This window comes from Actinoplanes oblitus (genome assembly GCF_030252345.1).
In the GTDB taxonomy this organism is placed as follows: domain Bacteria; phylum Actinomycetota; class Actinomycetes; order Mycobacteriales; family Micromonosporaceae; genus Actinoplanes; species Actinoplanes oblitus.
Genome location: NZ_CP126980.1, coordinates 8047265 through 8059017 on the forward strand (window position 1 = coordinate 8047265; position 11753 = coordinate 8059017).

Genomic DNA, 11753 nt, shown 5'->3' on the forward strand with positions numbered 1-11753 from the left:
GTCATCTCTGTGAGTGGAGTCACCGTAGCGAGGCACTCCGATTTCCGCAAGGTTTCGATCGTGACGTGAAAAGAAGCGACTTTGACATGGCAGATGTTGACAGCCCCAGCTCAGGCGTCGGTATGCCCGGCTTGGGAACCACCGGGGGCATGAAAAGACGGCTGCCGACCGCAAGGTGCGGTCGGCAGCCGTTCTGAGGTTGCGTTCGGTTGTCAAAACTTGCAGCGCTGAACCGGACGCCCGAGCGGCGCTGCAGTGGATCAGCGCGGGGCGGGCCCGGTGGAGCCGCGGACCACCAGCTCCGGCTCGAAGAGCAGCTCGTCGCGGAGCACGCCGGCCTCCTCGATCTGCGTGACCAGCAGGTCGACGGCCGACTGGCCCATCGTCTCGATCGGCTGGCGCACCGTGGTCAGCGGCGGGTCGGTGCAGGTCATGAACGCCGAGTCGTCGAAGCCGACCACCGAGACGTCGGCCGGGACGGCGCGCCCCAGCCGCCGCGCCGCCCGGATCGTGCCGAGCGCCATCACGTCGCTGGCGCAGATGATGCCCGTCGCGCCGCGCTCGATCAGCTTGGCGGCGGCCACCCGGGCGCCCTCCATCGAGAAGCTGGAGCGCTCCACCCATGTGTCGTCCGACCAGCCGGCCGCCTGGATCATCGCGGCGAGCTTGCGGCGGGACGGGATGTGCCCCTCCGGGCCGAGCACCATGCCGATCCGCTCGTGGCCGAGCGAGCGCAGGTGCCCGTACGCCTGCTCGACCGCCACCGCGTCGTCGGTCGACACCCGGGGGAAGCCCAGCTCGTCGACCCCCGCGTTGACCAGCACCACCGGCAGTCCACGGTCGGTGAGCCGGCGATAGTGCTCGTGCGAGGCGTCGGCCAGGGCGTACGACCCGCCCGCGAAGATCACGCCGGAGACCTGGTGGTCGAGCAGCATCTCCACGTAGTCCGACTCGGGGACGCCGCCGATGGTCCGGGCGCACAGCGCCGGGGTGAAGCCGCGCTGGGCCAGCGAGGCGGTCACCACCTCGGCGAGCGCCGGGAAGATCGGGTTCTGCAGCTCGGGGAGCACCAGGCCGACCAGCCGGCCGCGCTCGCCCCGCAGTTTGGTGGGGCGTTCGTATCCCAGGACATCGAGGGCGGTGAGGACCGATGCCCGGGTGGCCTCGGAGACGCCGCTGCGCCCGTTGAGCACCCGGCTGACGGTCGCCTCGCTGACCCCGGCCTTTTTCGCCACCTCGGCAAGACGTTTGGTCACGACGGAATCCTACGTCAAGTCATTGCAAGAACTGAACCGGCGCTTGCGGTCGATTCTGGAATCGATGACAGTGCTTGCCGGTCTTCCGTGACGCTTCTTTTAAGTTTCCGCCATGTTTCACCGGCGGTGACCGAGCGGCGGCGGTCCGGCCGGGACTGATCCGGTTAAGTCGTCGCGCTGCGTGCTGACGGCGCTTTCGGCACGGTTCCATAACGGACCGGATCAGCGAAAACGCCTCCCGAGGAGTCGGCCAGGTGGGATCTTGTGAGTTGACGGTAAGAGAGGGATCACCACGACATGACCGACTGGGATCAGAACGACAGCTGGTCGTCCGGGGGCGCCCAGGAGGACTGGTCGGCGCAGGACCGGCAGCGCGACTCGGTGCAGCGGCTGGCCAACGTGAGCAACGACATGGCCACCGCCACCCAGGCCGCCGTACACGCCGCCGAGACCGCGGTGCAGGTGATCCAGCGGCTGGAGGCGAGCAGCACCGAGATCGGCAAGGTGGTCCAGCTGATCGCCACCATCGCCAAGCAGACCAACCTGCTCGCGCTGAACGCCACCATCGAGGCGGCCCGCGCCGGCGAGGCGGGACGCGGCTTCGCCGTGGTGGCCAGCGAGGTCAAGGACCTGGCCAACGAGACCGCCACCGCGACCAGTGAGATCGGCACCCAGGTCGGCGGGATCCGGACGGACACCCAGAACGCGGTCTCCGCCATCGAGGAGATGCAGGGCCTGATCGAGGAACTGGACCGCTGCCAGAAGGTGATCAGCGGGATCGTGGTGGAGCAGCAAGCCGGCTGAGGAAGACTGTCCGGCATGGCAGGCAAGCGCACCGCACGGGCGAGGACATGCCCGTGCGGCTCCCCGGCGTACGAGACATGTTGCGGACCGCTCCACGCGGGCAACCCGGCGGCGGACCCGGAGTCCCTGATGCGATCGCGCTTCAGCGCGTTCGCCCTGGACCGGACCGACTACGTGCGGGACACCTGGCACCCGGAAACCCGGCCCGCGGACGTCGCGAGTGACCCCGGTCTGCGCTGGGTACGGCTGGAGGTGCAGGAGAGCAGCGGCGGCGGGATCTTCGACGCCGAGGGGTTCGTCACGTTCCAGGCGCATTTCCGGGACGACGGGCGCCCCGGCGTGATGACCGAACGCAGCAGGTTCGTCCGCCACGACGGCCGATGGGTCTACTGGGGCCCGGTGTGATCTCCTGAAGTCGAAAAGGTAGGTGATCACATGTCGGCAACGCGGCCGATCGAGGACGGTATCGTCCGGGATTTCAAGGTCAATCTCTCGTACGGCGAGTACCTGCACCTGGACGAGGTGCTCAACGCCCAGCACCCGGTCAGCGTGCCCGAGCACCACGACGAGCTGCTCTTCATCCTGCAGCACCAGACGTCCGAGCTGTGGTTGAAACTGATCATCCACGAGCTGCGCGCGGTGCTCCGGCACCTGGCCAAGGACGAGCTGAAGCCGGCGCTCAAGGGCCTGGCCCGGGTCAAGCACATCCAGCGCACGCTGACCGAGCAGTGGTCGGTGCTGGCCACCCTGACCCCGACCGAGTACGCGCAGTTCCGCAGCTTCCTGGGCACCTCGTCCGGATTCCAGTCGTACCAGTACCGCGCGGTCGAGTTCCTGCTCGGCAACAAGGACCGCCGGATGCTGCAGATCTTCGACGACCAGCCGGCCGCCCGGGAGCTGCTGGCGGAGCTGCTCGGCACGCCCAGCGTCTACGACGAGTTCCTGCACCTGCTGGCCCGGCACGGGCACCCGGTGCCGGCCGACGTGCTGGCCCGGGACGTGACCGAGGCGTGGGAGTTCCGGCCCGAGCTGGTCGGCGTCTTCCAGACCATCTACGAGAAGGCCGAGCAGCACTGGGAGGCGTACGAGGCCTGCGAGGAACTGGTCGACCTGGAGGAGAACTTCCAGCTCTGGCGGTTCCGGCACCTCAAGACGGTGGAACGGACGATCGGCTTCAAGCGCGGGACCGGCGGCTCCAGCGGGGTCTCGTTCCTGAAGGCGGCTCTCGATCTGACATTCTTCCCCGAGCTCTACGCCGTCCGCACCGAGATCGGAGTCCCCCGTTGACTGACCTGCTCGCCCGCGCCACCGCCCTGGACGCGGCCGATCCCCTGGCGGCGTTCCGGGAGCGGTTCGTGCCCGCGCCGGTCGTGTCGTACCTCGACGGGAACTCGCTGGGCCGCCCGCTGGAGGCCACCGCGCGGCTGATGGACGACTTCATCCGGGGTCAGTGGGGCGACCGGCTCATCCAGGGCTGGACCGACGGCTGGCTGGAGTGGCCGCTCACCCTCGGCGACCGGCTCGGCGCGGTGGCCCTGGGCGCCGCGGCCGGCCAGACCGTCGTCGCCGACTCCACCACGGTCCTGCTCTACAAGCTGGCCCGGGCCGCCGTCGACGCCCGGCCGGGCCGGCGCAAGGTGGTCCTGGACACCGACAACTTCCCCACCGACCGGTACGTGCTGGAGGGCATCGCCGCCGAGCGCGGGTTGTCGCTGCACTGGATCGAGACCGACCCGGCGACCGGCGTCCACCCCGGCCAGGTCGCCGCCGCCGTCGACGAGGACACCGCGCTGGTGCTGTTCTCGCACGTCGCCTACCGGTCCGGCTGGCTCGCCGACGTACCGGAGATCAACCGGATCGCGCACGAGGCCGGCGCGCTGACCCTGTGGGACCTGTGCCACTCGGCCGGCTCGGTGCCCGTCGAACTCGACGCGTGGGGCGTCGACCTCGCCGTGGGCTGCTCCTACAAGTACCTCAACGGCGGCCCCGGCGCCCCCGCCTTCGGATACCTGCGGCAGGCTCTGCAGGCCGAGCTGCGCCAGCCGATCCAGGGCTGGATGGGACACCGCGCGGCGTTCGAGATGGGCCCCGGCTACGAGGCCGCCCCCGGCATCCGAGCCCTGCTCAGCGGCACCCCGCCGATCCTCGCGATGGTGCCCATGCACGCCAACCTGGACATGCTGGCGGAGGCCGGGATCGAGGCGGTCCGGGCCAAGTCCCTGCTGCTCACCGACTATGTGCTGGACCTCGCCGACGCGTGGCTGGTCCCGCTCGGCGTCGAGGTGGTCAGCCCGCGCGACCCGGCGCGCCGCGGCGGCCACGTCACCCTGCGCCGGGCCGGCTTCGAGGAGCTGCTGGCCCCGCTCTGGGCGAGCGGCGTGATCCCGGACTACCGCCGCCCGGACGGCCTGCGGATCGGGCCGGCGCCGCTGAGCACCAGCTTCACCGAGGTCCACCAGGGCCTGGCGATCCTGCGCGACCTGGCCGAGAAGCAGCGGTGAGCGAGGACGCCACCCCGGGACCGTGCGGCGGTGCGGGCTGCGGCGGCCAGGGGTGCTTCTCGCGTACGGCCCGGGCTGCCGGTGACTGCGCGCCGCGCCCGACGGTGACCGAGGTACCCGACCCGCGCGAGGACCGGCGGATCGGCTGGCTGGCCGCCGACACCGTCTGGTGGGGCGGCCGGCTCCGCAGGGGCGTGGTCCTGCGGTCCGGTGCGGACGGCACGGTGAAGCCGGTGCCGGCCGAGATGGCGCCGGCGGACGGTGTCCGGCGCTTCCCGGGCACGCTGCTTCCCGGGCTGGTCGACGCGCACGTCCACTCCGCGCTGGTCGACCTCGGCACGGTGCGGGCCGGGGGCATCGCCGCCGTCTGGGACCTGGGCGGCGAGCCCGGGGCGGTCGCCGCGCTCGCCTCCCGGACCGACGCGGGGCTGCCGCGGATCCGGTATGCGGGACCGTTCCTGATCGCGCCCGGCGGCTACCCGAGCGACCGGGCCTGGGCGCCGGCCGGCAGCTGGCGGGAGATCGCCTCGGCGGCGGACGCCGGTGCCGCGGTGGCCGGCGCCTGGTCGGCCGGCGCGACCCTGATCAAGGTGACCGCGCACGCCGGCGGTCCCCTGCTACCGCAGCCGGTGCTGCGCGCGCTGGTCGACGCCGCGCACGCCGCCGGGCTGCCGGTCGTGGTGCACGCCGAGGGCCCGGGCACGGTGGCCGCCGCGTTCGAGGCCGGCGCCGATCTGCTCGCGCACACCCCGTGGACCGAGGCGCTGCCGGACGCCCTGGTCCGCGCCTGCGCCACCAGGATGACCTGGATCAGCACCCTGGACATCCACGGCTGGGGCGATCCCGACCCGGCCCGGGAGGTGGCCGTCGGCAACCTGCGGCGGTTCGTCGAGCACGGCGGCAAGGTCCGGTACGGTACCGACCTCGGCAACGGCCCGCTGCCGCCCGGGGTCAACAGCCGTGAGCTGCGCGCGCTGCGCTCGGCCGGGCTGGCCCCCGACGAGATCCTCACCGCCATGACCGAGCCGGACCACCCGGAGATCACCTGGCTGCCCGGTGGCCTCGACCTGTCCCCGGCGGGCTTCGCCGACTCGCTGGCCACCGCCCGCGTCCTCGACGACGCGGTCCGGCCCCGCTCCGCCTGAGCGCCCGCCCCGCCGATCAGGCCGGGGCGTGCACCGGACGGCGGGCGCCCAGCACCGGGTCCACCTCGTACATCCGGGCCTCGGCGAGGTCGAAGTACAGGCCGGCCAGGCGGAGACGGCCGGCCTGCTCGGCGGCCCGGACCACCGGGTAGGTACGCAGGTTGGCCAGCTGCCGGAGGACGTTGTCGGTGCAGCAGCGCTCCTCGTCGGCCGGGTCGGCGAACTCGGTGCCGGCGTGCGACAGCCAGTCGCCCAGGGACGAGCCCGGGACGGCGGCGCCGGACATCAGCGCGCGGACGGCGCCGCAGCCGGAATGGCCGCAGACGGTGATGGTGGTGACGCCGAGAACCTCGACGGCGTACTCCACGGCGGCGCCGACCGAGGCGTCGCCGGCCGCGTGCGGCGGGACCAGATTGCCGACGTTGCGGACGCAGAACAGGTCGCCCGGGCCGCTGCCGGTGATCAGGTTGGGCACCATCCGGGAGTCGGCGCAGGTGATGAAGAGCTGCTCGGGGCGCTGGCCGTCGCGGGCCAGGGCGGCCAGCTGCGGGCGGACCAGCGGGGCCACGGTGCGCTCGAACTCGGCGATGCCGGCCGCCATGGCGTCCCGGCGTTGCAGGTCCAGGCTCTGCCAGCGGGACCAGGAGCCGAGCAGGCGGGGCGTGCTCTTCGCCTCGCCCAGCCGGCCGGTGGTGGCCCGGGAGAACCACGAGTCGTGCACCTCCCGGATCCGCACCCGGCCGCCGGCCTTCCGGTAGGCCTCCCGCCAGTCCCGGATCGTCTCGAACGCGCCGTGGTCGAGGTAGTCCAGGTGCAGCTCGACGTCCACCTCCTGGCCCGCCGGCAGCGCGGCGAACTCCCTGGTCAGCCGGGCCGACTCGATGAACGCGAGGGTGCCGCCGAGGGTGACCAGCCACTGGCCGGGCGCCCGCTCGACGGTCCGGATCTCGCAGCGGGTGAGCCGCCAGAGGATCAGCACGGCCGCGGTGACCATGCCGAGCAGGACCCCGGTGAGCAGGTCGACAGCGACCACGCCGAGCGCGGTGACCAGGTAGGTGGGCAGCTCCCGGTGCCGGGCGTAGGTGCGGATCTGCGCCAGGCTCACCAGCCGCAGGCCGACCACGATCAGCACCGCGGCCAGCGCCGCCATCGGGATGCGTTCCAGCAGGCCGGCGCAGAACAGCACGAACCCGGCGACCCACACGCCGTGCATGATCGACGAGGCGCGGGACCGGGCGCCGGCCGCCACGTTCGTCGAGCTGCGGACGATCACGCCGGTCACCGGCAGGCCGCCGAGCAGCCCGGAGACGGTGTTGGCGGCGCCCTGGGCGACCAGCTCGCGGTTCAGGTCGGCGCGCGGGCCGTCGTGCAGCCGGTCCACGGCCACCGCGGAGAGCAGCGACTCGACGCTGGCGACCAGCGCGATGGTGAGCACCGCGACGGTGATCTCGCGCAGCGGCGCGTCCGGCCAGGCCGGGGTGACCAGCTCGGCGAGCGGTTCGTCGGGGAGCCGGACCCGCTCCACGTCGGCACCGGTGACATGCGCCAGCACGGTGACGCCGGCCACCGCGACCAGGGCGGCCGGCAGTAGCGAGATCCGGACGAAGCGCGGCCAGAGGATCAGGATGGCGATGGTGAGCAGGCCGAGCGCCGCGGACAGGCCGTGGTGGGTGGCGATCTGGCCGGGCAGCTCACGCAGGTTGCGCCAGGCCGAGCTCTGCGGCGCGCCGCCGAGCAGCACGTGTACCTGGCCGAGCGCGATGACCAGGCCGATGCCGGCCAGCATGCCGTGCACGACGGCGGGTGAGAGGGCCAGGGCGGCGCGGCCCAGGCGGGACGCACCGAGCAGGATCTGGACGATCCCGGCGACGGCCACGATGGCGGCGGTGCCGGCGAAGCCGAAATCGGCGACGGCGCCGGCCACGATCACGGTCAGCCCGGCGGCCGGGCCGCTGACCTGGAGAGGGGCGCCGCCCAGGGCGCCCGCGACGACGCCGCCCACGACGGCGGCGACCAGGCCGGCGAACAGCGGGGCCCCGGAGGCCGCCGCGATACCCAGCGACAACGGGATGGCGATCAGGAACACGACGATGGACGCCGGCAAGTCCCGGCGCAGCAACTGCGTCAAGTCGGACATTTCGTAAATGTACCGAGCGGCGGTTACGGCGCCTTTACAACGCGGGCACGTCCAGGCAAAACACAGCCGTTTGCCGACGAGTTCCCAGCGAGGAGAAAGGGCCCGTAGGCCCTCTCAGCGGCGCCTCACGCCTTCCAGACGTCCTTGTTCGACTCGTACATGTCGCGCAGGATCATCGGCACGTCGTAGGTCACCTTCCAGTCCGGGTAGTGCTCCTCGAACCGGGCCGTGCTGCTGATCCACCACTGGTGGTCGCCGGTCCGGTTCTCCGGCACGTACTCGGTGTCGGCGGGCAGCCCGGCGATCTCCGAGGCCAGCTGGAACGCCTCCAGCACGGAGCAGTTCGAGGTACGCCCGCCGCCCATGTTGTAGATCTCGGCGACCCGCGGCGCCTTCTGGAACGCCTCGAACGCGGACACCAGGTCGTGCGAGTGGATCGCGTCGCGGACCTGCTTGCCCTTGTACCCGAAGATCCGGTACTTGCGCTGCTCCATGACGCACCGCATCACGTACGCCAGGAAGCCGTGCAGCTCGGCGGCGGAGTGCCCCGGGCCGGTCAGGGTGCCACCACGGAACACCGCTGTCGGCATGCCGAAGTACCGCCCGTACTCCTGCACCATCACGTCGGCGGCGACCTTGCTGGCCCCGAAGATCGAGTGCAGGCTGCTGTCGATGGTCATCGTCTCGTCGATGCCCTGGTACCACTTGTGGTCCTCGGGCAGCTCCCAGCGGGTCTCCCGCTCGACCAGCGGCAGCGAGTTCGGCGTGTCGCCGTACACCTTGTTGGTGGAGGTGAAGATGAACGGCGCGTCGATGGCATGCCGGCGGGCCGACTCCAGCATGTTCAGCGTGCCGACAGCGTTCACGTCGAAGTCGGTGTACGGCTCGCGGGCCGCCCAGTCGTGGCTCGGCTGCGCGGCGGCGTGGATGACCAGGCCGATGTTCTTCCCGTACTGGGCGAAGAGCCGGCCCAGGCCCTCCCGGTCGCGGATGTCCAGCGAGTAGTGGGTGTACCGGTCGCCGATCTCCTTGGTCATCCGCTCCAGGTTCCACTTGGTGGAGCCGTCGGCGCCGAAGAAGTAGCCGCGCATGTCGTTGTCGACACCGACCACGTCCATGCCGAGGGCGGCGAAGTGGCGGACCGACTCGGAACCGATCAGACCGGCCGAGCCGGTGATGACGACGACGCTGCCCATCAAAACCTCCGCAGGATGTGGGTCCGACGCCCGAGGTTACCGGTAGCGACGAAAGCCACCGTCCACCGGTCGGGAGGTAGTGACCACCATGCTTGGCAAGAGCACGAAGTGGGCACCTGTCACATCTGCCACAGCTGATGAAGGCGGTCGTGATGACGGAGTCCCTGCCGGTCCTTGCCCCTGCGAGCCCGGACACCGAGACGCTCACGCTCGGTGCCGAGGAGGAGTTGCACGTCGTCGACCTGACCACCCGTGAACTGGTGCCGCGGGCGCCCGAGGTGCTCGACCGGCTCGACCCGGAGCACTTCTCGGCCGAGCTGCACCGCTCGGTGGTGGAGACGAACACCCCGGTCAGCACCACCCTCGACGGCCTGCGCGAGGGGATCACGGAGCGCCGCCGGACCGCGCTCGCGGTCGCCGGGTCGCTCGGGCTGGGCCTGGTCGCGGCCGGCACCGTTCCGCTGGTCGACCTGGACGCGCTGCCGGTCACCCCGACCAACCGGTACCGCCGGATGCTGCACGAGTATCAGATGCTCGTCCGGGAGCAGCTGATCTGCGGCGCCCAGGTGCACGTCGGCGTGCCGGACCGGGACGAGGCGGTGGCGGTGGCCCAGCGGGTCGCCCCGGCGCTGCCGGTGCTGCTGGCCCTGTCGGCCAGCTCGCCCTACTGGATGGGCGAGGACTCCGGGTACGCCAGTGTCCGCTCCCTGGTCTGGTCGCGCTGGCCGACCGCCGGCGACAGCGGCGTGCTGTCCTCCGCGGCGGAGCACGACCAGCTGGTCGGCGACCTGATCGCGTCCGGGACGATCACCGACCCGAAGATGGTCTACTTCGACGTCCGGCCGTCCGCGCACGTGCCCACCGTGGAGTTGCGGGTCACCGACGCCTGCCCGGACGTGGACACCGTGGTGCTGCTGGCCGGCCTGTTCCGGGCCCTGGTCCGCCGGGCCCGCGACGAGTACCGGGCCGGCCTCCCCCAGCTCACCGTCCCGCCGCCGCTGCACCGCGCGGCGATGTGGCGGGCCGCCCGCTCCGGCCTGGAGGGCGACCTGCTCGACCTGCCCCGCTCCCCGGTCCCGGTGCCGGCCGCCGTCGCCGTCGAGCACCTGGTCGGCGAGCTGCGCCCGGACCTCGAGGCGCTGGGCGACTGGGAGCAGGTCAGCGACCTGTCGGAGCGGGCGCTGAGCCGGGGCAGCTCGGCGTCGCGGCAACGGCGCGCCCTGACCCGGCGGGGCCGGATCGCCGACGTCGTGGACCTGCTGGTCACCGAGACCGGCGGCGGCTTCCCGAAGGCCGGCCCGGCGGCGCCGGTCCGGCTGGCCCCCTACACGCTGACCGGCGACGAGGCCTTCCCGGACGGGATCGCCCCGGAGTACGCCGGGATCGTCCCGGCGCTGACCGCGCTCGGCGCCACCGGCCTGCGGCACCGCGAGGACGCCCGGGACGAGGAGCAGCGGGCCAACGGGGTGACGTTCAGCGTGGCGGGCGAGGCGGCCACCCGGCTCTTCCCGTTCGACCTGGTGCCGCGGGTGGTCCCGGCGGACGACTGGACGGCGCTGACCGCCGGGCTCACCCAGCGGGTCCGGGCCCTGAACGCGTTCCTGGCCGACGTCTACGACACCCGGCAGATCGTGGCCGACGGCGTCGTACCGGAATGGGTGATCGACGGCTCCCCGGAGCTGCGGGCCAGCGGCGCGCTCTCCTCCGGGCCCGGCGTGCGGGCGCAGGTGGCCGGCGTCGACCTGGTCCGGGACGTGGACGGCCGGTGGTGCGTGCTGGAGGACAACCTGCGGGTGCCGTCCGGGATCGCGTACGCCATGCAGAACCGCCGGCTGACCGAGAGCATCCTGCCCGAGCTGCCCCGGCCCGGGAACCTGATCCCGGTGGACGACACGCCCCGCCTTCTCAAGGAGGCGCTGCTGGCCTCGGCCCCCGGCGACGACCCGGCGCTCGTCGTGCTCAGCCAGGGACCCGACGACTCGGCGTGGTTCGAGCACCGGATGCTGGCCGAGGCGATGGGCGTGCCGGTGGTGCGCAGCACCGAGCTGTTCGTCGAGGACGGCCGGGTGCACCGGCTGCGGGACGGCAAGCGGTACCCGGTGGACGTGATCTACCTGCGGATGGGTGAGGACAGCCTGGTGCACTCCCCCGGCGCGGACGGGATGCCGCTGGGCCCGAGCCTGGTCGCGGCGCTGCACGCGCGGACCGTCAGGCTGGCGAACTCGCTGGGCAACGGGATCGGCGACGACAAGGCGGTCTACGCGTACGCCGGCCGGATGATCGAGTACTACCTGAACGAGAAGCCGCTGCTGGCGGACGTGCCGACCTACCTCTGCGGGCTGCCGGAGCAGCGAGCCGAGGTGCTGTCCCGGCTGGACGAGCTGGTCTGCAAGCCGGTCGACGGGTACGGCGGGGACCGGATCGTGATCGGCCCGCACGCCACCGCCGACGAGCTGGACGCGCTGCGCCGGCAGATCCGCACCGCCCCGCACCGCTGGGTGGCGCAGGACCTGGTCCGGCTCTCCACCCACCCGGTGTTCGACGGGCACCAGCTCGCGCCCCGGCACGTGGACCTGCGCGCCTTCGTCTTCACCGGCGACCGCCCGGTGGTCGCTCCGGCCGCGCTCACCCGGGTGGCGCCGGCCGGCTCCATGATCGTCAACTCGTCGCGTGGCGGCGGCTCCAAAGACACCTGGTTGCTGGCCTGAGGAGGG

General features: G+C 72.3%; 9 protein-coding genes. 6 read left to right on the forward strand and 3 right to left on the reverse strand.

Features of this window, described 5'->3' with window-relative positions; all coding sequences use genetic code 11:
* Positions 1-260: 260 nt before the first annotated feature.
* Entirely contained in the window at positions 261-1256 is a 996-nt protein-coding gene (locus tag Actob_RS35745) for a LacI family DNA-binding transcriptional regulator (protein WP_284916353.1), read from the reverse strand.
* Between the two features lie 297 nt (positions 1257-1553).
* On the opposite strand from Actob_RS35745, the gene Actob_RS35750 reads away from it, so the two are divergent.
* From Actob_RS35750 to Actob_RS35770, 5 genes are all read left to right on the forward strand, one after another.
* Positions 1554-2060: a methyl-accepting chemotaxis protein gene (locus Actob_RS35750; RefSeq protein WP_284916354.1), complete on the forward strand. Its 507-nt coding sequence runs from the start codon at positions 1554-1556 to the stop codon at positions 2058-2060.
* Positions 2061-2186: 126 nt separating this feature from the next.
* Positions 2187-2465 carry a YchJ family protein gene (locus Actob_RS35755; protein ID WP_407653734.1) on the forward strand — a complete coding sequence of 93 codons (279 nt, stop codon included), beginning with the start codon at positions 2187-2189 and terminating at the stop codon, positions 2463-2465.
* A 30-nt stretch (positions 2466-2495) separates the two neighbouring features.
* On the forward strand, positions 2496-3347 hold the full coding sequence (gene kynA / locus Actob_RS35760; RefSeq protein WP_284916356.1) for a tryptophan 2,3-dioxygenase: 852 nt from the start codon (positions 2496-2498) through the stop codon (positions 3345-3347).
* Positions 3344-4561, forward strand: coding sequence for a kynureninase (gene kynU / locus Actob_RS35765; RefSeq protein ID WP_284916357.1), 1218 nt, complete (start codon positions 3344-3346; stop codon positions 4559-4561). Before kynA ends, kynU begins: the two co-directional genes overlap by 4 nt.
* Positions 4558-5706 (forward strand): amidohydrolase family protein, encoded by a 1149-nt coding sequence (locus Actob_RS35770; RefSeq protein ID WP_284916359.1) that lies wholly within the window; start codon positions 4558-4560, stop codon positions 5704-5706. Before kynU ends, Actob_RS35770 begins: the two co-directional genes overlap by 4 nt.
* Positions 5707-5722: 16 nt before the next feature.
* Here Actob_RS35770 and Actob_RS35775 read toward each other — a convergent pair whose 3' ends face one another.
* Positions 5723-7843, reverse strand: coding sequence for a bifunctional SulP family inorganic anion transporter/carbonic anhydrase (locus Actob_RS35775; RefSeq protein WP_284916360.1), 2121 nt, complete (start codon positions 7841-7843; stop codon positions 5723-5725).
* A 125-nt stretch (positions 7844-7968) separates the two neighbouring features.
* On the reverse strand, positions 7969-9039 hold the full coding sequence (locus Actob_RS35780; protein ID WP_284916362.1) for an NAD-dependent epimerase/dehydratase family protein: 1071 nt from the start codon (positions 9037-9039) through the stop codon (positions 7969-7971).
* 152 nt (positions 9040-9191) lie between these two features.
* On the opposite strand from Actob_RS35780, the gene Actob_RS35785 reads away from it, so the two are divergent.
* Positions 9192-11747 carry a carboxylate--amine ligase/circularly permuted type 2 ATP-grasp protein gene (locus Actob_RS35785; protein WP_284916363.1) on the forward strand — a complete coding sequence of 852 codons (2556 nt, stop codon included), beginning with the start codon at positions 9192-9194 and terminating at the stop codon, positions 11745-11747.
* The last annotated feature ends 6 nt before the right edge of the window (positions 11748-11753 follow it).

Coding starts and splice junctions, on each gene's coding strand:
- Actob_RS35750 (WP_284916354.1), top strand. CDS start 1,554: ATGACCGACTGGGATCAGAACGACAGCTGGTCGTCCGGGGGCGCCCAG.
- kynA (WP_284916356.1), top strand. CDS start 2,496: ATGTCGGCAACGCGGCCGATCGAGGACGGTATCGTCCGGGATTTCAAG.
- Actob_RS35775 (WP_284916360.1), bottom strand. CDS start 7,843: ATGTCCGACTTGACGCAGTTGCTGCGCCGGGACTTGCCGGCGTCCATC.
- Actob_RS35780 (WP_284916362.1), bottom strand. CDS start 9,039: ATGGGCAGCGTCGTCGTCATCACCGGCTCGGCCGGTCTGATCGGTTCC.
- Actob_RS35785 (WP_284916363.1), top strand. CDS start 9,192: ATGACGGAGTCCCTGCCGGTCCTTGCCCCTGCGAGCCCGGACACCGAG.